Raw genomic sequence first — 23911 nt, 5'->3', positions numbered from 1 at the left:
CCGTCTAGCGCGTCGGAAATTTGTCGAATCCCCCTCGACGCACCATGGGAATCACTTGATGAGGAGTCCACAAACCCATCAGATAACTCGAGACCAACACGACTGCGAAGACCACCATCGGACCCTGTTTCGCCGATATACAGAAGTCCGGAAGACTGCGTGTGCCTTACTCGATACAATCCTGGCGAGCGTGGTAAGCAGTCTAATAGTTGTTGGCGGTCGGAGAGAGGGAACCACTCAGACCAGTCAAATCCGAGCCAATCCCCATCAAGTGGCTCAGAATTGCTGAACGAAAGGGGCCAGTGGCGGCCTGCGTAGGCCTGTAAGGTGTCTACCGCATCCTCACGCGCGCGGTCAACCGCAGCGAGCTCCGTTCGTACGAGTGACGTAGGAATGCCGAGGATCGAGCTAATAGCTGCTGGAGACCGTGCTTGATGCGAGAGCGCCCACAGAGTCGCCTGCCGATTCGCTAATGTGGTGTACTTCGTGATGTAGTGGATATCGTCAAGTGCGGCAGCCGGAAATTCAGGACACGAAGTAATGATACCCGTGCCTGAACTATCATCAGGTGTAGAACACACATCGTCAATGTGGCGATCATGGGCCGCCGCGAGCGCATCTCGACCAATTGTAGTGAGGTCAAGTCCTTCGGCTACTACGTCCCAGTGGCATGTGCCAGAAACGCGTAGGAATAGATGTCCACCGTCGTCTACACCTACAGGGAGCGGATCAAAGCCAGTGAAAAGCGCCTCTGGAACCAATAGCGTAGTGTCTGTCTCAAAGTCTCGAAGGGCGCGAGCGAGCTCAGTCCCGGAGACATCGTAGTCAGCCGCGACTGCTTCAACTGTTGTCTTTGGGAGGGGTATGGCAGTGTATGGGTCGCCAGCGTGATTGGGGGCTGAATCGGGAGCGCGATAGACGGTATGAGAGTCGCTTCCCATCGGTATACTTGTTATTTGTATAAACAGACTACTTTGTGGTGGTGGTTCGTTGAAGCACGGGCGATGAGTGACGCCACCGAGAGTTAGTCAAACTCCCCAAGTTGGTGGTTAGCGTCCTCACGGCGCTGGTTTTCCATGTCTTCGTCATAGTTTGAGTAATCTACGCGCCCTTCTGAGATACCTTGTTCGTCCTCGTAGGCCGTGATCCAGGCTCGTACGAGATAGTAGATGAACGGGGCGGGAATAGCGTTCTTCGCGATATGGCCCTTCGGATACGGTCGAGGAGAATAATTCTTTGTTGCCCCCCACCACTCTTTAGATCGTTCCGAGAAGAAAAACGAGGAGGTCTCTGCAGTTGACGAGGGGCCGTCACCAGTGAGGAACGATCGTTCTCGAGGAGGTTCGGGCACTTTGAACGAAGTCTCGAAGGCACGTTCGTATTTAATCGGAAGCCCGAACATTCGACCATTAAGGACGACCGGGTCTTGAAGGGGCGCTTGAGGAACGTTCTCGATGATATGGTGATCACAGTGCTCCTCGGCCATCTTCCGGGCACTCGGAATCATATTTTCGTGATCCTCGGGATCGCCCGAAATACTCGTGGTTGCAGCCCATTTCGAGCAAACCGGGTGGAAAACACCGAGGTCGAAAGTCACGTCGTCCTTGATCGGGAAGCTCCAGTCCGTATCGCTGATGTGTGCGTCTGCCGCGATCGGAATGCTTTCGTTCGTATCTTTCGGGTCAATGCCGGCCCGAACGACGGTACCGAAGCCGTTGAGAACTTCGCACTCGGTGCCGTAGTCAGCAAAGCAGTGGAGAATGAGGGGCTCGTCGCGGTCGTTCGCGAACCGAGAGCTCACGGAGAATCACCTCGAAGAGGGAGAGCTGCGCCACCACCACGGCGGGACAGATTGTCGAGAGATCGGGCAATCACAATGAACGTGAATTCGATCTGTTCTGGAATAAGTTTCCCTATCTGGATAACACGACGTAGCTGGTTCAACGAACGGCGACGGAAGAGGAACTGCGTGTTGAGCTCTCGTCAGTCACGCGCCAACAAGTGCAAGAAGTTATTCGCGATGAAGCGACGAGCATCGGGTGCAGTCGACGGAGAGAATTCAACTCTCGGTCAAGGAGTGATCTCGGTAGAAGGCACAGTAGCTGTTCGCGAAGCAACGATTGCACCGGGGATCCGGTGTACAGACGGTCGCTCCGAAGTCAAGGAGAGCAAAATTGTACAGCCGAGCTGCGTCTGGGACAAGATCGGCCGTGAATCGGAGTTGATCACTGTGACCGTCTGGCCATTCGTCGCCAAAAACACGAGAATATACTCGGTTAACGTTGCGATCAAGAACAGGGAGGGGTGTGTCGTAGGTGAAGCAGACAGTGGCATTTGCAACGTATTCACCGACCCGCGGTAATTTCTCGAGTTCAGATGGCGTGTCAGGAAGGGTGTCGTTAGTCTCCGCGATCTGTTTCAGTGCACTCGCACGCATATTGTAGAACCCGAGAGGGCGAATAATCTCAACGAGTTCGCTCTCGGTAGCCGAGCGAATTGCGTCAAGAGACGGGAACTGACTGAGAAATCGCGGGTAGACGGTAGCGACGTTGTGAGCGGGGGTCTGTGTAAGGAAAAATTCTGCGACGAATACCTCGTACAGTGTTCGATCCGGTTCCCGCCAAGGGAACGACCGTATATTATCTTGACCCCAGTTGAGGAGGTGGGTTCGAAATTGTTCTCGGATCATTGCCGCGGTCGTAGTTGTTAGTCGTCCGCGACGGTAGTTCCGGTGGCGGTGGCTGCTGCGTCAACGTGGTTGAGAATTCCTTTTCCGATATACTCGCCAAGGCGGGGTGGGACAGCGTTACCGATCAGACGTCCAAGGTTGCTGACCCCGATATCGTCCCAATCGTCGTAGAACGCGTAGTCTTCGGGGAATGTTTGAAGTAGCGCACCTTCCAGGATGGAGAGCGCGCGATTCTGGTCGGTATCGTAGTGGCCGAATCGGCCACTGCCGTAATTGTAGAACTGAGTAGTGATAGTGGGGGCAGGTTCGTCGGGGGACATCCGGCTGTACGGCGCGGTATACGTCCGCCCACTGGCCTTCTTGTGGCAGTCAGCAAGGAGATGCTCAAGTCCTTGTTCTTCCCAGATTCGCCAATCACCACCGGGTTCCATATGGCGGATACGTTCGAGGTTCTTCTCGGAGAGTTGCCGCGACCGATGTACGTCAAGGTCGGGGTGAGCTTCGCCAGCCTCAATGGCTGGGAGGTGATCTATTGCCTCTTTCGCGGTCGGATAGTCAGAGGAATCCTGAATGGGGGGAGTTGGGAGGGATATAGGACCGCGTTTGGAGGCCATCATCACCCATCGTTTTCGATTTTGGGGGATTCCGTATTCCGGACAGTAGACCTTTTTATTCTCGTCGCTGTTGATGTGGTACCCCATCGATTTGAGATGGTCAAGAAATTCACTGTAGACGTCGTCTTTTCGAACCTGAAGAACGTTCTCGGTAACGACGACATCGGGCTCAACATAGTCAACAATCCGTTTGAGATCTCTAAACGCACCCCACTTTTCGTGGTCTTGGTGGCTTTTCCCCTTCTCGTGACTCATCGTAGAGTACGGCTGGCAAGGCGGACACGCGGCTAACACGTTAATGTCGGAATCCCAGGGGAACATCCGCGCAACCCGTTCTGGATTGTTAGCGAAGGGACCGATATCACTGGGGACAAATTCGCCGTCGATATTCTCGTTGTATGCGTATCGGCAGTCACTATCGCGGTCAACACCCTTGAAAACCGTAACACCGGCTTCTTGCAGCCCGTAGCTTAGTCCACCAGCACCACAGAAGAGATCAACCGCCGTGATTTTCATACGCCATGTTTCAATCGCAACAGCACATAAATATTGGTAGACGAAGAATCGGCCTCTTCTCGTGAGGGAAAGTCTAGGAAGATAGCTCCTCCAGCAGCTCAATAACCTGCTCATAGTCAGTAGTCAGCCGAGCGAGATGTGGAGAAAACGCAGAGGTAGAAATTACGCAATAGTAATACTAATGAGGTGGACTGAATGTTGTACGAGCATACCGGATTTTGACATGGATCAGAGGCGAGACAAAATATCTGACTCGGCCGAGTGGTATTTCTTCAGCGGTGGACCGGGAGCACCACGTTACGGGGACGACCCGACGAAGCACGCAGTTAACCACGATTCAGAAGCGTTCGTTCGAGAAGTTCTCCAAAACGCGAACGATCAGGGACTCCCCAACGATGACCCAGTAGAGGTAACGTTTCGATTTGTCACGCTCACCGGAGAAGAGAAACAAGCATTCCTGGAAGCGCTTGGCTGGACTACCGATCTCCGCAAACGGGTGGAGACCGTCGTACAAACGGGCCAGGGGCGAGGATACGACCGGGTCTTGGATCGAATTCAGAATCCCGAAGCTGATCTCCGGCTCTTAGTCGTTGAAGACCAGAATACGACCGGGCTTACCGGATCGTGGGAGGGAGATTCAAATTATGCAGCTCTCGTCCGAGACGAGCTCTATAGCAGTAAACAAGAGGACACGGCAGGGGGGTCGTATGGGCTCGGCAAATCCGTACTATGGACGTTCTCCGGCGCGTCAACCGTCGTCTTCAACTCCTATCTCAACGACGAGTCCCCCACAAACGACTCCCCCCGGTTAATCGCCCGTTCTAAGCTCCCCACACATCGGATAGAAGGAGACGAGACGACGTACCAGGGAGCAGGATGGCTCTGTCAACCGACCGAGACAGAAGACGGGATCCGCCCAGAATCACTGTGGGGCGAGGACGCAAGCCGGCTTGCCGACCGCCTCCACATCACACGACCAGCGACCAGCGGAACGAGCGCGATGGTCGTCGAATTCCGGGATCCTACGCGGGACTACCGTCCTACCGTAGAAGAGCTCGCCGAAGAGTTCGTTGAGGCCTCAGTGAAATATTTCTGGCCGGCGATATACCGAGGAGATCTCGAAATCACCGTCGAAACCGCCGAAGAGACGATAGAGGCCGGAGTCGACAGTGTACCTGCAATCCGCCCATTCGTCGAGTGCTACGACCGCCGTTTCACCGACTCAGACTCTCTCGATAATCCAGGAGAGGTGGCCGGGTTAGACATCCCGCTACGGCTACCCCCACGATCCGACGGAACTGAAACTCCAGATGGAACCGTTCGACTATCAACCAGATTAGCGTCACCCGCAGACGATGATACGTACCTAAATACGATCGCACTATTCCGCGGCGCAGGAATGGTAGTGAAGTACTACGACCAAAGTCGGGTCGCCTACGGAGACCGCAATTTCCACGGCGTTCTCGCAGCGGGTGAAGCTCGACCTAACGGTACGATTACGGAGAGCGATCGCGAAATAGATCGATTTCTTCGATTCGCTGAACCGCCAGAACACGACGAGTGGGAGTCGACCGAAAATCTTCGCGAACAGTACCAACGAGGATTTCGAACCGCGCTGGAAGACATGTTCGGGACGGCTCGAGACGGACTCCGCCACCTGATCGCTCAATCTACGACCACGGATTCACTGTCGGACAACGTACTGAAGCGGTTCCCAATCCACGGAGACGGATCCCCACGGTCAACTCAATCGCAGTCAGAGCCAGCGTTCGAGATCGATAGCTCGTCGCGATTCACCGGAGAGAGATGGTCATTCTCCGGCCGTATCGCTGTGTTAGCTGACAAGTTCGATGCGTGGTCGGCAGAGATCTCACTTACGGGAATCGGAGAAGACGGCTCACGATACGACTCAGTACCCGTCGAAGAGTTCGAAGTTGACGCTGGCGCTGCGATAACGACGACCTTCGAAGACGGGGTCGTACGACTCCATGCTGACGAGGCTATCAGCGCGGTGCGATTTCAGGGACGCTCAAGCACCACGGGAGGAACAGACTTACTGACAGGCGACGTTGGCGAGACACAGCTCGACATCCGGGCAGAACTCGAACAGCCTACGGAGGACTAACCGTGACACGTTCACAGCACTATCGAAGCCGATCACTCCCGTTCAGCTATCGGGAAAATGGAATCCAGTTCGATCCGATATCGTATACGATAGATGGAGACGACCACACGGAGTTCGACCTGAACCCAGCACGCACAGAAATAGATCTCACGAACGCTCTCCCTACCGACGACGATACCGCAGTTGCAGAGTGGGAAACTCTAACGATCACCGCAGATCTCCACATCTCGGAAGAGGTGATCTCCGCGGTGTTCCCAAGCGGAGAGCGAGATCAACCACCTGCGAAACTCTACGTCACGATCCGATGTCACGAGACTATCTATCGAGATCGGGTTTTGGTCACCGACGCACCGACAATGCCCGGAACTTACGAGATCAGTATCCCGGTCAAGAAAGATCAAGTACGAGGAACGGTCGAACTACGACCGTATCTCGCTCGAACACGCGACCGTGACGGAACTGGCGAGTATGCTAGTCAACAGAACTTCAGAGTCGCGAGCGGGACGATATACAACATCCTCATAGACCGCCCCGAGGACGAAGAACCACCCTCGATTGACGGAGAGCAAGTCAGTTTCTCCCAGACCCCGCACCTTCCAGGAGGAGAGAAATTGTACTACCTCGACTTCAGGAACGAGAAGCGACCGAAACTCTGGATCAACGCTGACCACCCGAGGATCACTGAAGTCTTACAGAGCCAGGGGTCGGTAGGAGCAGAAGCTCGGATGCGCGACGTTATTCTTGACCAGATTGGATACGGTGTCTGGCAACAACTCGTGGTTCGTGCGGCAGCAGCGGTTGACGACGACGGAAACCCCGAACACGAGTGGCAACAGACTGTGCTTGAGACGTTCGCACGGAATATGTACGACGTGGACGACCTTAACGAGGCGATCTATAGACTTCGGACAGACATCGAAAGTCCGGCGTCGCTACCGCACATGATACAACGTCTCGACGAAGAACTCCAAGAATATCTCGATCCTCGAGAACAACTGATCAAACTCATGGAAGAAGGACTACAGATTTAGCATGACTACCGAACGCACGCTCCATCAGTTGACCGACGAGGGACGACGGCTCGTCGGCCAATCCTTCCTCAAAGGAGAGACATCGTTAAGTGACGAAGATGTCGCAGAGTACGTAGAACCACTCGCAGGGGATCAGACCGCGGATCTTGACTACATCGATTCACGGGTCGAGGAAGTACTTACAGAATACTCCGAATTCGATACCGCGATTGACGGCGCGCTTGCGAAAGACATCCACCAAGGCTTAGATATTACACGCCGAACAGCGGGTAATCCGGGCCTGTGGCACTGGCTCGCAGTCGTACGATATCCCGACCTCGTTCGATATCGATGGGAATACCGATCCGAAGAGGCGATGCGAGAGAAGTTCCTCGGAGCTGGATCCGATTTGTACTCAAACGCAATCCATCGATTGTGGTGGATCGCGGAGCTGACATCTCAAGGAGACAATTACGAGATTACGAACGCGGTGTTTGCGAACCAGACGATGGTAAACAAAGTTTTCGACCGCTGGTTCGCGCGGTATCGGCCGGCTGTTATCGCGATGTGTGACGAACTGGCCGACGAGCCGTCCCGTGTGATTGACGACGTCACGCGGAGATTCAATCACACCCTGACCAACGTCCAGTTAGAAGCACTCTCAGAACGAGATGCCAGACAGCTTATTCAGCGGCTGATCAACGAAGCAAAGTAAACTCTTTCTTAGAGAGCATAGAGACTGCTCCGTTGTAACGCCCGATCGATAGTCGCTCGCGAGGTTTCCAACCGCTTCGCGGCCTTTCGCTTCGACAACTCGCCCTTCGCGACCATATCGAGCACACTCACAACGTCGTGGTACTGGTCGCTTTCGACGAGCCGACCGTCGTCCTTCTCGAATCCGAGCGGAGCCGGCCCGTGGTGGTAATCGTCTTCCTGCTGGCGTGCCGCGATTCCTTCCTTCGTGCGCTGCTGGGCCATGTTCGCCTCCAGCTCTGCAAATACACCGAGCAGCTGGAAGAGAGCGGTCTGGTAGGGGTCGCTCTCGCCGGGCTGCAAGGTGAGTCCCTCCGAGACGATGTGGAGCGCGACACCGGCGTCTTCGAGACGGCCCGCCGTCCGTTCGAGGTCACTGATAGACCGACAGATGCGCGAAACGCTCGCGATTACAACCGTGTCGAACTCGCCGTTCTGCGCTGCCTGCATCATCTCCTGGTAGCCCGACCGCTCGGTGTCTGTCCCCGTGCTCTTGTCCCGATAGATCGCGAGGTCCGAGAGTTCCGCATCGAATTCGCGTTCGGCGTACTGGCTCGTCGATTCGAGCTGGCGGTCAAGCGACTGGTCTTCAGTACTGACGCGACAGTAGCACGCGATTTCGCCCATGGTCTCGTACACCCCCGGCTGGCACTTAAGCAAACAAAGAAACGTACAGGTGTACGAGAACACCCGTCCACGTACACCGCCCCTGCATCAAATCAACCAATAGCCGTCGATTGGCGTTCATGACCCAGGCCGGGAAACCCCATCAGTACAGGAAGGTTACCGGCGCGTGGTGTAGCAAGTACGAGTCCGGGAGCTATTCACCAGACACCGTGCCAGCGACCGTATCCAATGACGGCGAGAATGACGGCAGCGCCCACGCCGAGGAATGTACTGATGAACAAGTACGCGGCAAGGACGATGCCCCAGAGCCCGGCAACGACAACGGCGTGTTCAAGGTCGTCGAGACGGCCAGCCGCGTACGCGGAGCCGAACGCGACTGTCAGGAGTAGGCCCGAAATCGGCCGCATAGCGTACAGGAACGCCCACGCGAGGATGGAGAGCGAAACGAGCCCTGCAAGCCCGTCTTGAAGGGTTGGAACGGCAGCGGGAACGCGTGACTCTGACGTAGCCATACGGGATTGTATAGTTTCTTGTTGAAAATAGATTGGGAAAGTGGAACGCCGCCGCCGAGTACCGCCTCCAGACCGAGGGCGTGCACAACGACTGGCGCGACGCCGTCACCCGGGACGACACACCAGTAGAAATCAAGGCCGCCATGCACCAGCGCGCCGACGGCAGTGAGGGACGCTTCCGCATCTTCGAGAAAGCCCACGACCAGCTCGCTGCCAACGACGGCCGCTACGTCTTCGTAACATATTGGGTGTGTGGACGCGGCATCCAAGTCCTCCAGTTGAAGATGCTTCACGCGTCACGTACCCGGAACGACATAGTACGGTGCAGGAGGCCATCGCGACAGCCAACAGCGGAAACTCAAAATCTCCCGCATTCTACAGTAGTCAAAAATACGGTCAACTCCCGCTCAACTACTATCCAAGTCAGAGACCCGATAGTACGCACAGCTGCGCCCCTGAGCGCTACAGAAAGAATTTATCACTCCACACGCCCCTTCCAATATGACGGTCTCCCGTCGAACGTTCCTCCAACTCGGAGGAGTGGGCGCAATCGCATCGCTCGCCGGATGTAGTGCCCTCTCCCCCTCACCAGAAGGATCCCCGGATCTAGTCTTCGTCAACCAGACCGAGAATCCAGTCACTATCAAGGCGACCGTGACCAACGACGCTGACGACACCTTAGTCTCCACGCAACTTGAGGTACCGGTCGTTGAAGGGCACGGCCGGCCGAATGCAACAATCGAGAACGTCTTCGAGAGTGACGGGCAGTACACCGTCACGGTAGACGTTACGGACGGCCCCTCCGCCACAGAAACCCTCGACGTCACCGGAACAGAAGACGACTCCGACACCCACCAAGTGTATCTTGACGGCGATGAAATAACCTTCTCATAGCGAGCCCTCAAACGCCATCGTACCCGGTTGGCGCGACAGTACGCACAGCGACCTACAGCGAACCCCTCAACAACGAGACCCGACGAATAAGAGTCTAGAACCGCAATAGCGGCCCGCTCTACCTACGTATCCGAGACCGGGATATCCTCCGGCCCGTGGTCATCCACGAAGTGCTTCCACCGATGCTCGTTCCACTCAAACTCATACCCACACAGCGGACACGCAATCAGCCGGTTTCGCGCGACACCGTGCTCGTACTCGTACGTCTCCAAGCACGCCCGCTCGTCTGAACCCGCCACGCTCATCGTCCGCCGGTCACGGAACTGCCAGCCCTTGCAGTCAGTCACACCGCCCATGAGACACGCCGTCTTCGCGGGCGTACGCGACGCGACTGGACGCGTCCGCCGGGAAGCATGACGAGGTAGCTGTACCAACAGCAGAGGTCGCCGGCGCGAAGGTCGGCCTCGCCCTCGCAGCGCGTGTCCCCATTCGGGCACGCGTCCGGGTGCTCGTCCGCGCGGACGAGCTCCGCGAGCGACCGCTGGGAGGAACCGCTCATGCCGGCCACCCCCGAGAGGCGGCCATGAGTTTCGCGGGAGGGCGGCGACCCCCAACGAGTTCCTCGTTCTCTTTCCACTGAGACAGCCGGTTTCTGAGAGTTCTAAAGGAGGGTTTTCGAGTGGTATAGACACCGCTACGAGGCGTTTTCGTTTCGACCAGATATCGGCCGTGAATCGGATGGGCCCTGGCGGATTTGAACCACCGCTCACCCGGTTATGAGCCGGGCGCTTTAACCAGACTAAGCTAAGGGCCCTCGCGTCTACGTAGCTGAGTCCGCGACTTTAGACTACCGGGACGCGACGACTGGACGAGAATCGTGGCTGCGACGTCGGTGAGAGTGCGGCGAAAACGTCCGGACAGAGTTCCCGAGAGACGGCTCCGCCGTCCTGCGGAGTTTTGTTCGGCGCGAACGCCTTGCTTCGCTCGTCGGTTTGCGCTTCAAAAACGTCCGGACGGAGTCCCCGCGAGCCAGCGGCGAGCGGGGGCAGGCCGGACGTGACTGAGTGGAGCAGAGCGACGAGCGGAACGCTCGTCGCGTAGTGAAACGAAGGAACGTCCGGACGGAGATTTGAATTGGGCGAGACTCACTGTGTTCGTCTCGCGTACTCAAATCTCCGCGCGGAGTTTTGTTCGGCGCGGACGACTCGCTTCGCTCGTCGGTTTGCGCCTCAAAAACGTCCGGACGGAGATTTGAACTCCGGTCCCTGGCTCCGCAAGCCAAGAGGATAGTCCACTACCCTACCCGGACTCATCTATCTGTAGCGTGGTGGTATGTAAAGCGGTTACGATTCGGGTGTTGGTGGGGGCGAGGGTTCTTGTCGGATGACGGGGTGAGTCGGGGGTATGCGTGAGCGCGTGAAAATTCGGTGGTTGCGTGGGTGTGTGGTGGAGAGGACAATGTTTATGCGCGGGACTCCCGTGGCTTGATTCACGATTATGGGCGCTATTGAGGAGACGTACGAGGACCTCGACACGGACGTTTCCCTGGAGGAGTTTCGGGAGGCGGTGGAGGCGAAGGTGGAGCAGATGGGTGGGTTGGCTGACGAGGAGACGGCGGCGATGCTGCTCGCTCACGAGCTGGACGAGGGGGAGGTGAACGGTATCGCGGATATCGAGCCGGAGATGGAGGAGGTGAAGTTCCTAGCGAAGGTGACGAGCGTGGGGGAGGTGCGGACGTTCGAGCGCGACGAGGAAGAGGAGGAGGGCCGGGTGTTGAACGTGGACGTGGCCGACGAATCGGGGTCGGTTCGGGTGTCGTTCTGGGACGAGCAGGCCGCTGCGGCGGAGGACGAACTCGAACCCGGGCAGGTCTTGCGAATCAAGGGTCGGCCGAAGGACGGCTACAACGGCGTGGAGGTGAACGTCTCGCAGGTCGAGGTCGACGAGGATGAGGAGATCGACGTGCAGGTCGTGGACACGTATCGCGTGGACGACTTGACGATGGGGGCGTCGGACGTCGACCTCGTGGGGGAGGTGTTGTCGACGGACGACGTGCGGACGTTCAGTCGCGACGACGGCAGCGAGGGAAAGGTGTCGAACCTCCTCGTTGGCGACGAAACTGGGCGGGTGCGCGTGACGCTCTGGGACGAACAGGCCGACCTCGCCGACGAGTTCGCGGCGGGCGACGTGGTCGAGATAACGGATGGGTACGTGCGCGAGCGCGACGGGTCGCTCGAACTCCACGTCGGGAACCGCGGGCGCGTCGAGACCGTGGAGGAGGACGTGTCGTTCGTGCCGGACGCGAAACCCATCGACGACCTCGAACTGGACGAGACCGCGGACATCACGGGCGTGGTGCGGTCGGTGGACGAGAAGCGGACGTTCGACCGCGACGACGGTAGCGAGGGCCAGGTCCGAAATATTCGGCTGCAGGACCAGTCGGGCGACATCCGGGTGGCGCTCTGGGGGGAGAAGGCCGACCTCGACATCGGACCGGGTGACGAACTCCTGTTCACCGACGCCGGTATTCAGGACGGCTGGCAGGACGACCTCGAGGCGTCCGCAGGCTGGCAGTCCACGGTCATCTCGGTCGACGACGGCTCGGCGACCGAGTCCGAAGACAGCTCGGAGTCCGCTGGCGCGGACCTCTCGTCGTTCGAGGACGGCACGGGGCCGGACACGTCGAGCGACGAGAGCGACGAATCCACCGGCGGTGAGGACGTGGAGTTCACGGGCGTCGTCGTGCAGGCGGGGTCGCCCGTGATTCTGGACGACGGCGAGGAGACGATGAGCGTCGAGACCGAGACCGAGGTGACGCTCGGACAAGAAGTGACGGTTCGCGGAACGCTCCGCGACGGCACGCTCGACGCCGAGGACGTGCGTTAGTCGTCGTAGGGTTCGTCGTCCCGGAAGTTATCCGGGTTTCGCGCTTCCTTCGCGTCCTCGTAGCGCGCTTCGTCCTCGTGTTCGAGTTCCTCCTGAATCTGTTCTTCCTGATACTCCTCGTCCGCGTCGCGGCGCTCCTCAACCGCTTCCTCGGCCTGTTCCTCGTTGGCGTCCACTTCCTGGTCGGCGACCGCCTCTGCGTTCGACTGGTGCGGATTCTTCGCCATACACGTCCGTTTCGTCGCTCGCTGTTTATGCGTGGTGGCGGCCCGGGTGCGGGACGCGCCCACACGATAAGTGTTAAGAGAGAGACTGCCCCGTAGTTGGGTATGAGCGTCGAACTCCCGTTCGCGCCGGTGGACGATATCATCCGGCGGAACGCGGGCGATTTGCGGGTGAGCGCCGACGCGGCAGAGGAACTCGCGCGACGCATCCAAGACCACGGCGCAACGGTGGCCGCGGCGGCCGCCGAACGCGCCGACGAGGACGGCCGGAAGACGCTGATGGCGGCTGATTTCGGCGTCGACGAAGTGACCGACCGGGAATCGCTCGTGCTCCCGGTCGCGCCCGTCGACCGCATCGCGCGCCTCGACATCCCCGACGAGTATCGGGTGTCGGAGGACGCGCGACTCGCGCTCGCCGCGCGCCTGGAGAAGTACGCGGCGGACGCGGCGGAGGGCGCGGTGATACTGGCGGAGCACGCGGGCCGGCGCACTGTGCAGGCAGAAGACGTCGAAACGTACTTCGAGCTCGTGGAATGAGGTTCGGGTACGACGACGCGTGTCTCGACCACGATCCGGGCCCGCGCCACCCGGAGAGCCCGGACCGCCTGCGCGCGATACGCCAGGAGTTGTCGAAGCGGCACGGCGTCGAGTACGTCACGGCGCGGGACGCCGAGCGCGAGGAGGTGGAGCGCGCGCACGAATCGGGATACGTCGACCGACTCGTGGAGTTCTGCGAGTCGGGCGGCGGAAGCTGGGACCCGGACACGACCGCAGTAGAGGCGACGTGGCCGGCCGCGTTGGCGTCCGCGGGCCAAGCGATGTGGGCCGCTCGGCGCGCCGTCGCCGGTGATTCGGGTCGTGAAACGCCGTTCGCTATCGGGCGGCCGCCCGGCCATCACGCGGTCGCGGACAACGCGATGGGGTTCTGTTTCCTGAACAACGTCGCCGTCGCGGCCGAACACGCGCTCGCGACGACGGAAACGGAGCGCGTGGCGATTCTCGACTGGGACGTCCATCACGGGAACGGCACGCAGGACATCTTCTACGACCGCGGCGACGTGTTCTACGCGTCCGTCCACGAGGACGGCCTCTACCCGGGGACGGGCGAACTCGAGGAGACTGGAGAGGGAGACGGCGCGGGCGCGACGCTGAACGTGCCGTTCGCCGCGGGCGCGGGTGACGCGGAGTACGTCGCGGCGTTCGACGAACTCGTGATTCCGGCGTTCGAGGCGTTCGACCCCGACCTCATCATCGTGAGCGCGGGTTTCGACGCGCACCGCCACGACCCCATTTCGCGGATGCACGTCTCGACGGACGGCTACGGCGTGCTCACCGACCGGATGCGGAACGTCGCCGACGCCACGAACGCGGGTCTCGGGTTCGTGCTCGAAGGCGGGTACAGCCTCGACACGCTCTCCGAGGGGGTCGGGATGGTGCACGAGGTGTTCGACGGGATGACGCCCGTCACGCCCGAAGAAGACGTGTCCGAGGACGGCCGCGAGGTCATCGACGCCGTGCTCGACGCGCGTCAGGGAATCGGGTCGAAGTAAGCCGCGAACTCGACGCCGAACTCGTCGGCGAGTGACGCGACTTCGGCGTCCGCGAGCACCTCGTAGTCGCCCGCTTCGACGATGGACGCGACGCGCGTGCCGAGCGCGACCTCATCGAGTCGTTCGGTCGCGAACCCGGCGGCGGTGCGAACGTCGCGCTCGCGTTCGACAACGTACCGATGGCCGTCGAGGAACGGCCCGTACACGTCTTCTTCAGCGTATTTCTCGAAGAACCCGGTCGCGTGCTCGCCGACGTGTACGGGCGGGCCTTCGTGGCGCTCGACCGCAGGCAGGGTCGCCGTGGTGAGTTCGACGAACAGCACCGCCGACTCGTCCGCCCACGCCGCGGACCGCAGCACTTCGAACCCCGCGTTTTCGAGGCCGCGAACGAGGCCGTTCCGCGACCGCTGGAGCTGCGGGTAGAGCTGGTCCTCGACGAGGTCGGGGGCGTCGAAGCGTACCGCGAGCACGTTCGTCCCGCGGCGCTCCAAGTGTGACTCCACGTCCGTGGGGTCGAACGCGAGGCGGGTGGTCGGGAAGAACACGCCCTCGCGGGGGTCGTCGAGGAGGTCGCGGGCGTAGTGCTGGAGGCGCGCAACCTGCTCGCGGGAGACGACGGCCGCGACGTTCCGCTCGGGGTCGGTCGGGTCGATGACGACGAGCGGGTCGTCGAACGTCGCGGCGGCGTGCGCCGCCGGGTCGTGCTCCACGGGCGGCTGCCAGTCACGCGCCGCCGTCAAGACCTCGCGGAACCCGCCGTATTCGAGGACGAGGAGTTCCGTGAGGTAGCCCGAAAAGCCCTGCGTGCGGAGGTCGCTCCCGTACGCGCCGATACCCTTGAGGAACTGCTTCAGGAGGCGCACGTCCGCCGCGAGGTCGTCCGTCAGGCGCTCGCGGAGGTAGACGTTGTGGAAGGGCGTGCGGTCGACCGCGGACTGTATCTCCGTCGCGGACTCCACGCGATAACACGGCACGAGGTCCACGTCGTACGCCTCGAACGTCCCCTTCACGTACGGATGCTCGGCGTACTCCTCGTGGCCGTCGGGCAGGACACGATTCCCGACTTCCAGCCCGAGTTCCTCCAGGTCCTCCCGGGGAAGCTCGGGGTCGAACCGAACGAACACGTCGATGTCGCGGTCCCCCCGAACCCACGTCCCCCTGGCGGTGCTCCCGACCTGCATCACGTCCGCCTCAACGCCGAGGTCCGCGAGCGCGTCCTCCGTCCGCGCCACGAGCCGGTCCGCCGCGTCCCGCAACTCCGCTCGCTCGCTCGGCGTCGGGTCCACGCGCTCCCGCACCCGCGCGACCACAGCCTCGAACTCACTCATACGCGCCGATTCGACCGCCTTCCGTGAAAGAATACCGGCACACCCCCACCCAAAAACGAAAGCCCTTTCAAAAGCACGCGACTACTGACGGGTGCGAGCCGCCGTAGCTCAGTTGGTAGAGCACCTGGTTGTTACCCAGGTTGTCCCAGGTTCGAGCCCTGGCGGCGGCGTACTTCTATGGGCGACAAACGAGGAGCGACTGCTCCGAAGTACGTCGCCCAGAAATATGCCACGCCAGGGGTCGAGCAAGCGAGTCGCAGCGCCCGAGCAACGCAAGGGCGACCGTCTCGCCACGTTCGAGCCCTGGCGGCGGCGTTCGTTTCCTTCGGAAACTCACTTCGCAGGACGCTTCGCGTCCTGCGCGCATTCAGAAGCGCGCCGCGCTTCTGAATACGGCGTGTTTTCCGTAGAAAACACGCTCAGCCAGACACGACGGAATCCGGGGGTGGTGTGGTCTTTTCGCGTGGGTTCGGTAATCGGGAGTCGTTTCTGTTCGTGTGTCCTGTTTGGGGTATGGACGCGCTCCGTGCGGGGGTGGCGGTGTTCGATTCGGGGTATTACTACGCGGCGCACGACGTGTGGGAGGCGGCGTGGTTGGAGGAGCGCGACGACCTCCTGCAGGGGTTGATTCAGTATTCGGGGGCGGTGCATCACGCGCGGGAGCGGAACTGGGAGGGGTGTGTGCGTCTCGCGGGGAGCGCGCGGGAGTACCTCGGTTCGGCGGACGCGCGCGGAGTGAACGTCGAGGACGTGCGGGAGTACTTGTTAGCGTTGGAAGCGGACCCGGAGCGAGTGGAGCGCGGGCCGCCACAGGGCATCACCATCGACGGCGAGCTCGTGGGTCTCGGCGAGCTGGGGCCGGAGGCGGCGCTGTGGGCGGCGCCCGCGCTCGCCGAGGAGCGCGGGGAGGAGTCGGTGAGTCAGGGAGTAGGGTACGCGCGCGAGGATTTCGAGTCGGGGGAGACGGACAGCGTGTTCGTGCGACTGGCGATCGATTTCGTGACGGACGCGGACAAGCGCGCGATAATCGCGCAGCGACTCGGCGAGCACGCAGAGGAGCGGCGGCGGCGCGAACGGGACGTGAACGGACTCTTCTAGAGGAGTTGGAGGGCGACGTAGCCGGCGACGAGGAGGCAGGCGACACCGAGGAGTTGGACGACGCGCGCCCACCGGCTCGGCGGGTCGTCGCTGCCGTACGAGCCGTGTCGGTCGTGGGGAAGCCGACCGAGTGTCTGAATGCGAATGAACACCTGCGGGTAGGCGAGAAGTAACACACCGAGCGCGACGCCGAGCACGACAGCGAGAAGTTCACGGAAGCCAGCCATAGGTAGGAAGAGCGGTGTGGAGAGTAAAACCCTGCGTTACTCGCGGAGGCGCTGGATGCGTTTCTCCATCGGCGGGTGCGTGGACAGGATCTTCTCCATCATGCCGCGTTCGGAGCTGGAGATGCAGAGCGCGCTCACCTGCTGGTCGACCCCGGAGTCGCGCTGGCGGTTCTGTCGGCCGCGGCCACGCGTGCGCTGGGCGTTCTGGGACGCCTGCGCGGCCTGCTTGTTCCCCTGACTGATTTTCTCGAGCGCGCGGGCGAGCGGGTCGCCGTTTCCGATGGCGCGCTTCGCGTCCGCGTCGGCGACGTACTCGCGGTACCGGCTGATGGCGAGCACGAATATCATCACGATGAACTGGACGATCTGGCCGACGACCATCGCGAGGAAGAAGTCCGCGAGGTCGTTGTCGCCCGTGAACAGCACGACGTACTGCGCGACGATGGCGACGATGGACGCGATGCCCTGTCCGAGCTGCATCGTGACCACGTCGCGGTTCGCGATGTGCGCGATTTCGTGCGCGAGCACGCCTTCGAGTTCGTCCTTCTCCAGTATCTGCATGAGTTCGCGGGAGACGACGACCGTGCCCGCGCCCTTCCGACCGACCGCGAACGCGTTCGGCACGCCCATGTTCGCGACCATCAGTCGGGGTTTCTTGACGTTCATCTTCTCGGAGAGGTCATCCACCATCCAGTGGATCTCCTGATACTCCTGTTCGGACATCTCTTCCGCGCCGACGGACCGGAGTGCGGCCCACTTCCCGATCTTGTACTGGACGCCGACGAGCAGGACGCTGCCGACGATGGCGATACCGAGAATCGTCGTACTCTGCCCGAAGAAGAAATACGCGGCGAGTACCGCTACAGAGTAGAACGCGAACAGGATGGCGCCAACGACGGCCATCCGTACCTTCAGCCCGAAGTGTCTCATGGGTCAGTCTTCGCTATCGGAGGCGATAAAGGCGGCGGTCACGCGTCGTGCTCCGCGGAGTTGTCTCGGGGTTCGTAGCCGAGCACGTCCCTCGCGCGTTCGAGGCTGTAGTACTTGCGGTCGTTGTCGCTGATGCCGTAGACGATTTCGTAGTCGTAGTCGGCTTCGAGGCAGCGTTCGAAGAGGTGCGCGCAGTCGCGGTAGGAGAGCCACATCGCCTGTCCGCGCTCGTAGTCGATGGGGGGATGTCCCTGGGTGAGGTTGCCGATGCGGACGCAGACGACGGAGAGGTCGTGTTCGTCGTGGTAGTATCTTCCGAGGACTTCGCCGGCGGCCTTCGAGACGCCGTAGAGGTTGCTCGGCCGGGGGAGTTCGGTGCCGTTGAGGCGGAAGTCGTCTTCTTCGCGGTAGAGGTCGGGCTTCCGGTCGGTCTCGTAGTGGCCGACGGCGTGGTTGGAGGACGCAAAGGCGAGTTTCTCGACGCCCGCGTCCACGGCGGCCTCGTAGACGGTCTGAGTGCCGTCGATGTTGTTCGCGAGGACGGAGTCCCAGGGGGCGTCCGGCCGGGGGTCGCCGGCGAGGTGGATGACCGCGCCGACGCCGTCCATGGCGTCGCGAACGGCGTCCTCGTCAGTGATGTCCGCGACGACGACCTCGTGGCCGGCGGCGTCGGCGGGGGGTTCGCGGTCGAACAGCCGCCACTCGTAGTCGTCCTCGATACCGCCGAGGATTGCTTGCCCGACGCGCCCCGACGCGCCCGTGAGCAGGACCGGGTCGTCCATTCGAGTGAACACTCGGCAAGCGGGGAAATCAATGGTGCGGTTCCCGGTCGGAGGCGACACCTCTTACTCGCCGCGGGTTCGACACGGACTATGGCGAGCACTCCTGAGGAGGCGTGTTTCGAGGCGGGAATCAAGTTCGGCGCGCTCTACCACCAGTTCGCGGGGACTCCCGTGAGTCCCGAGAGCGCGCCGTCACTGGAACGGGCCATCGAGGAATCCATCGAGAATCAGCCGTACTGCGAGCGCGTCTCCGTCACCATCCTCACGGACCGCTTGGACACCAGTCACGGCTACACGGAGTTGACGGGCGAGTACATGGAGGTCGAACTCGCCGTCGACTACGAGGGCGCGGAGGTGGTGGCGGCGATGGAGATGGCGGACGGCTACCCGCTGATGCGGCTCGAATCCGTCGAATCCCCGGCGTAGTTTTAAAGGCCTCTCCGTCGAATTCCCGTGTATGAGTGACATGGAGGACGAGGAGCTGTTCGGCGAGGCGGCGGACGAGATTCGCGGCGACGTGGAGGAACACCTCGCGGCGGCACGGGCGGCGCTCCCCGAGTCGGACGCCATCTGGACCGTGGAGGCGGACAACACGCTCGGCGTGCTGAACGGCCTGCGCTCCGCGCTCGCCGCCGAGGAGGTCGAGGGCCACCTGCGGGACGCGAAGAAGTGGTTCACCATCGGCGAGCGCGCGGACGCCTTCGAGGACGCCGAGGACTTGCGCGAGGAAATCGAGACCATCGAGGACGTGCTCGACGACCTCGAAGACGTCTCCGAGACGGTCGGCGACCTCGCGTCGACGATTCCCGAACTCCGCGGCGAGCTGGAGAGCCTCCACGACGACGAGGAGTAGTTACTTGTGGGGCGGTCGGGAGGTGTCTCGCGCTCCGAGTTCGTCGACGAGCCGGCAGAGGGCGTCGGTGGCGAGCGAGAGGAGTTCCGCGCCGCGCTCCGCCGACCCCTCTGTGGGGTCGCCAACGACGCCGTTCTCGGAGAACTCCGCGGAGTCGTAGGCGAGGTTCATGTGGCTCGTCCAGTCACCCCAGCCGTCGCTCGCGCCGTCGCGGGCGTCCTCGATGCGGTCCTCGCGCACGAGGTCGGGGTGGGTGTGCCGGAGGAACGCGGTTTCGAGCGGGCCGGCGTGCCCCATCTCGCTCGAGTGGTCGCCGACGGCGTCGAACCACGTGTAGGCGGCGGCGTAGGCGTCCTCGTGGCGGGTGATGTCGGCGGCGACTTCGCGGAGGGCGTCGGTGTTGCCGCCGTGGCCGTTCACGAACACGATGGTGCGCCAGTCGTGGTCGAGGACGGAGGTCGCGGCGTCCCGGACGTAGTCGCGGAAGGTGTCGGGGGAGACGTACATCGTGCCGGGAAACTGGCGGTGTTCCTCGCTGATTCCCACGGTGATGGTGGGAGTGACGGCGAGCGTGCCGTCGTAGGCGTCGTCGGCGGCGTTCGCGACGGTTTCGGCGGTGAGGTGGTCGGTGCCGAGCGGGGCGTGCGGGCCGTGCTGTTCGGTGGAGCCGACGGGAACGAGGACGGCGTCCGGGTCGAGATCGGTCGTGTCGGGCCACGCGGCCTCGCTGAGTCGCATACGCGGGGGAACGGCGGAGGGCGTAATCGGCCTTTCCCTTCCCCCATCGGCCGACGGCATTAATATCGGCGAACAGAAACGAGGAAGTACAGCTATGCCGGAGTGCCAGAACTGCGAGTCGTTCGTGACGGACGCGTACGCACGAGTCTTTACGCCGAACGGTGAGGCTGAGCCGCGCGTCTGTCCGAACTGCGAGGACAAGATCCGCGACGGTGCGCAAGTGAGAGAGGCACGGTCGACGCGGCGAACGTAACCGCGAAGTCACGCTATTTATACGGTATCGGTTCCTGTTGTGGTCCAATGACCGAGTCGGAGCCGGCAGTCACCAGGTTGTTCGGTGGGCCGGGAAGCGGGAAGACGACCGCACTGCTCGACCACGTCGAGGAAATCCTCGAGGACGACGACGTGGACGTTCGCGACATCCTCGTTGTCTCCTACACGCGCGCAGCGGCGGCCGAGGTCCGCGAGCGGCTAGCGGAGCGGTTGGACGTGAACCCGCGGTCGCTGCAGGGGAACGTCTGCACGATGCACGCGAAGGCGTACGAACTCCTCGACCTCTCGCGGAGCGACGTAGTTGGGGAGTCCGCCAAGGAGGACTTCTGCGAAGACTACGGACTGCCGTACGAGGACGAGTACTCGTCGGGGAGTCGGCGGACGGCGCGTTCGACGACGCTCGGGAACAAGGTTATCGCGACGAGCCAGTGGCTCCAGCGGACGAGCCGTGACGTCGCGGACTGGTACGACGTTCCCTTCCGGTGGAACGACGAGGAAGTCAGGCTGCCGCCGGACATCGACGACAACGCGCAGACCGGGAACAAGTACACGCCGACGTGGCCGTCCGACGACGACCGCTTCGACATCCCCGAAGCGATTCGGGCGTGGCGGGCGTACAAGGGCGAGGAGGGCCTCGTCGGGTTCGCGGATATGCTGGAGCGCGTTGGACAGCGCTCCCTCGTCCCGAACGTCGACTACCTCGTTATCGACGAGTTCCAGGACATCACGACGCTCCAGTACGACGTGTACGAGGAGTGGAAGCCGCACATGGAAGCGGTGCTCATCGCGGGCGACGACGACCAGGTCGTGTACGCGTGGCAGGGCGCCGACCCCGACCTCCTCCTCGAAACGGAGGTGACGGACGACGTCATCCTCCCGAACTCCTACCGCCTCCCCTCGGAGGTCTTGAAGGTGGTGCAGCAGGAGATCGGACACATCGAGAACCGACAGGAGAAAGACCTGAAGCCGCGCAAGGAGGGCGGTACCGTGGAGGCCGTGGAGAGTCCGTCGATGCTGGACGTGGCGCGGAACGTCAAGCAGACCATCGCGTCGACGGAGGACGACACGGTGATGGTGTTGTTCCGGGCGCGCTACCAGCTGTTCGAGTTCGTGGACGAGTTCATCGGAAACGGCATCCCGTTCAAGGCGCTGACGGATCAGCGGCTGTGGACGGACCGCCTCGCGGATTACGTGCACGCGGTGGAGAAGATACACGAGGGAGACCCCGTGACGGCGCTCGAAGCGCGGCGCGTGGCCGATATGTTGCAGGATTCGGCGTTCAGCACGAACGAACGCAGCGACCTCCGGGACGAAATCGAGGACCGGGAGGAGGCCGCGGAGACCGAGGACGCGACCGAGATCGAAATCGAGGCCGAGGTTATTCAGGAGTACGCGCCGTTCATGCCGTCCCCGGGTGCGGCCGCCGATATGCTGCGGAAGGTCACGCGCTACCAGCGCAAGTCCGTGGACGCGTACTTCGCGGGCGACTACGAGGGGATGGACCCGTCCCGGGTGCGCGTCGGGACGATTCACTCCGCGAAGGGCCGCGAGGCGGACCACGTGTTCCTCGGGACGGACCTGACGGAGAAGGTCGTCGAGCAGATGGCGGCGACCGCGGACGAGTCCGAGGTGCCGGACGGCGTGGAGGAGTTCACGCGCCAGACCGACCCGGTTCCGCTCCTCACGGACAACGAGCGCCGCGTGTTCTACGTCGGGATGAGTCGCGCCCGCGAGCGCCTCGTCCTGATGCAGAACGTCATCAACGGCGCGCCGACGCTCCCCATCGACGTGCTGCTGTACGGGACGCCGACGGGGGAGCCGCTGGAGGAGTCGCTCGGTGACGCGGAAGCACCCATCCAGCTGAACTGATGGTCGCGCCGGAGACCACGTTCGCGTTCCTCTACGACGAACTGGAGGCCCGGGACGCGACCGGGTTCGTGCACGTCGGCGGCCGGTGCGACGACACCCTCCGGTCTCTCACGCGCTTTTCGGGACCGGACGAGCGGTACGCGTTCGTGTTCGTCGGCGGTGACGCCGTGCTCTGCGCACCCGCGGGATTCGAGCGGCAGGCCAGGCGGGAGTTCGCGGGCGACTACGTGTACGCGCCGGACGACCTGCGCGCCGACACGCCGGGCGGTCGCGCGGTCGAGGTGCTGGAGGCGTACGACGCCGAGGGAACGGTGCTCGTCCCGCAGGACGTGCCGCACGACGCCGCCGTCAGACTGGAACGCACCGGGTTCGACCTCGCGTCCACCGACGCGGTGGCTCGCGAGCGCGTCGTGAAGGCGCCCGAAGAAGTCGAGGCGCTGCGGAAGGTGCAGGCCGCGGCGGCGGCGGGGATGCGGCGCGCGGAGACCGTGCTCGCCACCGCGGACGCGGCCGGCGCTGGCGACGCGCTCCGGTTCGAGGGCGACCGATTGACGACGACACGCCTCCGCCGCGAGGTGGATGCCGCGCTCGTCCGGGCGGGCGCGGAGCCGGCGGCGAACACGGTGGTCGCGGCGGGCGGCGCGTGCACGGACCGACACTTCCGGGGGGACGTACCCGTCCGTCCGGGCGAAACGGTCGTCGTGGACGTGTCCCCGCGGGGGCCGCACGGCTACCACGGCGCGCTGACGCGGACGTTCGTCGTGGACTCAGACGGCGGCTGGGAGCGCCGCGCGTTCCTCGCCGTCGAGTCGGCACAGCAGGCCGGTCTCGACGAACTCGCGGGCGGCGCGGACGCGAGTCTCGTGCACGAGGAGACGGCGGCGGAAATCGGCGCGTACGGCTTCGCCGCGGGCTACGGCGACACCGGGTTCACCCACGGAACGGGGTACGGCGTCGGCGTGAGCCGCCGGGAGGCTCCCGCGGTGCCGAGCGACACCCGTCTCGACCCCGGGACCGTGCTCGCGGTGGAACCGGGCGTCTACGACCCCGCGGAGGGCGGCGTTCGGCTCGGCGACCTCGTTGTCGTCACCGAGGAGGGGTTCGAGTATCTCGGCGAGTACCCGCGGTCGTTCACGCCGCGGGCTTAGTCCTCGTCGTCGTCCGCGACGGCGCCGGCGGCTTCCTCGGCCGCGCGTTCGGGGAGGTCGAACGGCGTCGTGATGTAGCGTTCCGCGGCCAGCATCAGGAGAGCGATCGCGACGAACGCCCAGCCGGCGGTGTGGCCGGTGCTGACGCGGTTCACGCCGTAGAGCGCGACGGGGAGCGCGAACGCGAACGTCGCGGCGAACTTCACGGTGCCGATGATGCCCATGGCGTACAGGGGGCGTTCGAGCGCCCTAAACCCCGCGTTCG

At 62.4% G+C, this 23911-nt stretch carries 27 protein-coding genes and 3 tRNA genes; 14 read left to right on the top strand and 16 right to left on the bottom strand.

The genetic code is table 11. The annotated features are described in order from the left end of the window. Positions 1–1024 precede the first annotated feature (1024 nt). The 3 genes from U3A55_RS13175 to U3A55_RS13165 form a co-directional block, all read right to left on the bottom strand. Positions 1025–1801, bottom strand: coding sequence for a hypothetical protein (locus tag U3A55_RS13175; protein ID WP_330991958.1), 777 nt, complete (start codon positions 1799–1801; stop codon positions 1025–1027). A gap of 258 nt (positions 1802–2059) precedes the next feature. Continuing rightward, positions 2060–2689: a hypothetical protein gene (locus tag U3A55_RS13170; protein ID WP_330991957.1), complete on the bottom strand. Its 630-nt coding sequence runs from the start codon at positions 2687–2689 to the stop codon at positions 2060–2062. Positions 2690–2706: 17 nt separating this feature from the next. Beyond that, positions 2707–3819 (bottom strand): DNA cytosine methyltransferase, encoded by a 1113-nt coding sequence (locus tag U3A55_RS13165; RefSeq protein ID WP_330991956.1) that lies wholly within the window; start codon positions 3817–3819, stop codon positions 2707–2709. 181 nt (positions 3820–4000) lie between these two features. Here U3A55_RS13165 and U3A55_RS13160 point away from each other — a divergent pair, with 181 nt between their 5' ends. The 3 genes from U3A55_RS13160 to U3A55_RS13150 are packed head-to-tail and all read left to right on the top strand — an operon-like array spanning position 4001 to position 7669. Beyond that, positions 4001–5944, top strand: coding sequence for a hypothetical protein (locus tag U3A55_RS13160; RefSeq protein ID WP_330991955.1), 1944 nt, complete (start codon positions 4001–4003; stop codon positions 5942–5944). Positions 5945–5946: 2 nt separating this feature from the next. Further along, positions 5947–6975, top strand: coding sequence for a hypothetical protein (locus U3A55_RS13155; protein WP_330991954.1), 1029 nt, complete (start codon positions 5947–5949; stop codon positions 6973–6975). Between the two features lies 1 nt (position 6976). Then, positions 6977–7669, top strand: a complete 693-nt coding sequence (locus tag U3A55_RS13150; protein ID WP_330991953.1) for a DUF6339 family protein — start codon at positions 6977–6979, stop codon at positions 7667–7669. Between the two features lie 8 nt (positions 7670–7677). On the opposite strand, the gene U3A55_RS13145 is transcribed toward U3A55_RS13150, so the two are convergent. Together U3A55_RS13145 and U3A55_RS13140 are read right to left on the bottom strand one after the other, a co-directional pair. Beyond that, positions 7678–8334 carry a recombinase family protein gene (locus tag U3A55_RS13145; RefSeq protein WP_330991952.1) on the bottom strand — a complete coding sequence of 219 codons (657 nt, stop codon included), beginning with the start codon at positions 8332–8334 and terminating at the stop codon, positions 7678–7680. Between the two features lie 197 nt (positions 8335–8531). Continuing rightward, on the bottom strand, positions 8532–8846 hold the full coding sequence (locus U3A55_RS13140) for a Duffy blood group (RefSeq protein ID WP_330991951.1): 315 nt from the start codon (positions 8844–8846) through the stop codon (positions 8532–8534). A 501-nt stretch (positions 8847–9347) separates the two neighbouring features. Here U3A55_RS13140 and U3A55_RS13135 point away from each other — a divergent pair. After that, on the top strand, positions 9348–9740 hold the full coding sequence (locus U3A55_RS13135; protein ID WP_330991950.1) for a hypothetical protein: 393 nt from the start codon (positions 9348–9350) through the stop codon (positions 9738–9740). A gap of 122 nt (positions 9741–9862) precedes the next feature. Here the strand turns inward: U3A55_RS13135 and U3A55_RS13130 are convergent, their stop codons facing one another. The 4 genes from U3A55_RS13130 to U3A55_RS13115 all read right to left on the bottom strand — a co-directional run bounded on the left by U3A55_RS13130 (position 9863) and on the right by U3A55_RS13115 (position 11049). Further along, a complete protein-coding gene (locus U3A55_RS13130; protein ID WP_330991949.1) occupies positions 9863–10087 on the bottom strand; it encodes a hypothetical protein in 225 nt (74 codons plus the stop codon). Then, entirely contained in the window at positions 10084–10299 is a 216-nt protein-coding gene (locus U3A55_RS13125; protein ID WP_330991948.1) for a hypothetical protein, read from the bottom strand. The genes U3A55_RS13130 and U3A55_RS13125 overlap by 4 nt, the downstream gene beginning before the upstream one ends. Before the next feature lie 180 nt (positions 10300–10479). Continuing rightward, positions 10480–10554 (bottom strand) — tRNA-Ile (locus tag U3A55_RS13120). 422 nt (positions 10555–10976) lie between these two features. Next, positions 10977–11049: transfer RNA gene (locus tag U3A55_RS13115), tRNA-Arg, on the bottom strand. Between the two features lie 188 nt (positions 11050–11237). On the opposite strand from U3A55_RS13115, the gene U3A55_RS13110 reads away from it, so the two are divergent. After that, positions 11238–12626: a single-stranded DNA binding protein gene (locus U3A55_RS13110; protein WP_330991947.1), complete on the top strand. Its 1389-nt coding sequence runs from the start codon at positions 11238–11240 to the stop codon at positions 12624–12626. Here the strand turns inward: U3A55_RS13110 and U3A55_RS13105 are convergent. After that, entirely contained in the window at positions 12623–12853 is a 231-nt protein-coding gene (locus U3A55_RS13105) for a hypothetical protein (RefSeq protein ID WP_330991946.1), read from the bottom strand. The two genes, U3A55_RS13110 and U3A55_RS13105, sit on opposite strands and share 4 nt — an antisense overlap. A gap of 102 nt (positions 12854–12955) precedes the next feature. Here U3A55_RS13105 and U3A55_RS13100 point away from each other — a divergent pair, with 102 nt between their 5' ends. Beyond that, positions 12956–13387 carry a histone gene (locus U3A55_RS13100; protein WP_330991945.1) on the top strand — a complete coding sequence of 144 codons (432 nt, stop codon included), beginning with the start codon at positions 12956–12958 and terminating at the stop codon, positions 13385–13387. Then, positions 13384–14400 (top strand): histone deacetylase family protein, encoded by a 1017-nt coding sequence (locus U3A55_RS13095; RefSeq protein ID WP_330991944.1) that lies wholly within the window; start codon positions 13384–13386, stop codon positions 14398–14400. Before U3A55_RS13100 ends, U3A55_RS13095 begins: the two co-directional genes overlap by 4 nt. On the opposite strand, the gene cca is transcribed toward U3A55_RS13095, so the two are convergent. Further along, positions 14379–15728 (bottom strand): CCA tRNA nucleotidyltransferase, encoded by a 1350-nt coding sequence (cca, locus tag U3A55_RS13090; RefSeq protein WP_330991943.1) that lies wholly within the window; start codon positions 15726–15728, stop codon positions 14379–14381. The genes U3A55_RS13095 and cca overlap by 22 nt on opposite strands. A 97-nt stretch (positions 15729–15825) precedes the next feature. Between cca and U3A55_RS13085 the strand changes: the two genes are divergently transcribed. Further along, positions 15826–15898: transfer RNA gene (locus tag U3A55_RS13085), tRNA-Asn, on the top strand. Positions 15899–16241: 343 nt separating this feature from the next. Further along, complete coding sequence (locus U3A55_RS13080) at positions 16242–16826, top strand: DUF309 domain-containing protein (RefSeq protein WP_330991942.1); 585 nt, start codon at positions 16242–16244, stop codon at positions 16824–16826. On the opposite strand, the gene U3A55_RS13075 is transcribed toward U3A55_RS13080, so the two are convergent. The 3 genes from U3A55_RS13075 to azf form a co-directional block, all read right to left on the bottom strand. Next, on the bottom strand, positions 16823–17053 hold the full coding sequence (locus U3A55_RS13075) for a hypothetical protein (RefSeq protein WP_330991941.1): 231 nt from the start codon (positions 17051–17053) through the stop codon (positions 16823–16825). The two genes, U3A55_RS13080 and U3A55_RS13075, sit on opposite strands and share 4 nt — an antisense overlap. Before the next feature lie 36 nt (positions 17054–17089). Further along, complete coding sequence (locus tag U3A55_RS13070) at positions 17090–17956, bottom strand: M48 family metallopeptidase (protein WP_442978313.1); 867 nt, start codon at positions 17954–17956, stop codon at positions 17090–17092. Between the two features lie 65 nt (positions 17957–18021). Then, positions 18022–18765, bottom strand: coding sequence for an NAD-dependent glucose-6-phosphate dehydrogenase Azf (azf, locus tag U3A55_RS13065; RefSeq protein ID WP_330991939.1), 744 nt, complete (start codon positions 18763–18765; stop codon positions 18022–18024). A gap of 90 nt (positions 18766–18855) precedes the next feature. Between azf and U3A55_RS13060 the strand changes: the two genes are divergently transcribed. Both U3A55_RS13060 and U3A55_RS13055 read left to right on the top strand, forming a co-directional pair. Then, positions 18856–19191, top strand: coding sequence for a dihydroneopterin aldolase family protein (locus tag U3A55_RS13060; protein ID WP_330991938.1), 336 nt, complete (start codon positions 18856–18858; stop codon positions 19189–19191). A gap of 31 nt (positions 19192–19222) precedes the next feature. Continuing rightward, positions 19223–19618: a DUF5790 family protein gene (locus U3A55_RS13055; RefSeq protein WP_330991937.1), complete on the top strand. Its 396-nt coding sequence runs from the start codon at positions 19223–19225 to the stop codon at positions 19616–19618. Here the strand turns inward: U3A55_RS13055 and U3A55_RS13050 are convergent, their stop codons facing one another. Next, the gene (locus U3A55_RS13050; RefSeq protein ID WP_330991936.1) at positions 19619–20356 is read right to left on the bottom strand and encodes a creatininase family protein; all 738 of its coding nucleotides are present in this window, start codon (positions 20354–20356) and stop codon (positions 19619–19621) included. 94 nt (positions 20357–20450) lie between these two features. On the opposite strand from U3A55_RS13050, the gene U3A55_RS13045 reads away from it, so the two are divergent. The 3 genes from U3A55_RS13045 to U3A55_RS13035 are packed head-to-tail and all read left to right on the top strand — an operon-like array spanning position 20451 to position 23646. Continuing rightward, positions 20451–20609, top strand: coding sequence for a DUF7563 family protein (locus U3A55_RS13045; protein WP_330991935.1), 159 nt, complete (start codon positions 20451–20453; stop codon positions 20607–20609). Between the two features lie 47 nt (positions 20610–20656). Then, on the top strand, positions 20657–22498 hold the full coding sequence (locus tag U3A55_RS13040) for an ATP-dependent helicase (RefSeq protein ID WP_330991934.1): 1842 nt from the start codon (positions 20657–20659) through the stop codon (positions 22496–22498). Then, positions 22498–23646: a M24 family metallopeptidase gene (locus U3A55_RS13035; protein ID WP_330991933.1), complete on the top strand. Its 1149-nt coding sequence runs from the start codon at positions 22498–22500 to the stop codon at positions 23644–23646. The genes U3A55_RS13040 and U3A55_RS13035 overlap by 1 nt, the downstream gene beginning before the upstream one ends. Here U3A55_RS13035 and U3A55_RS13030 read toward each other — a convergent pair. Next, complete coding sequence (locus U3A55_RS13030) at positions 23643–23870, bottom strand: DUF7533 family protein (RefSeq protein ID WP_330991932.1); 228 nt, start codon at positions 23868–23870, stop codon at positions 23643–23645. The genes U3A55_RS13035 and U3A55_RS13030 overlap by 4 nt on opposite strands. Positions 23871–23911 lie beyond the last annotated feature (41 nt).

Origin of the sequence: Salarchaeum sp. III, from assembly GCF_036418315.1 — an archaeon.
Taxonomy (GTDB): domain Archaea; phylum Halobacteriota; class Halobacteria; order Halobacteriales; family Halobacteriaceae; genus Salarchaeum.
This window is presented reverse-complemented; position numbering and strand designations above follow the sequence as displayed.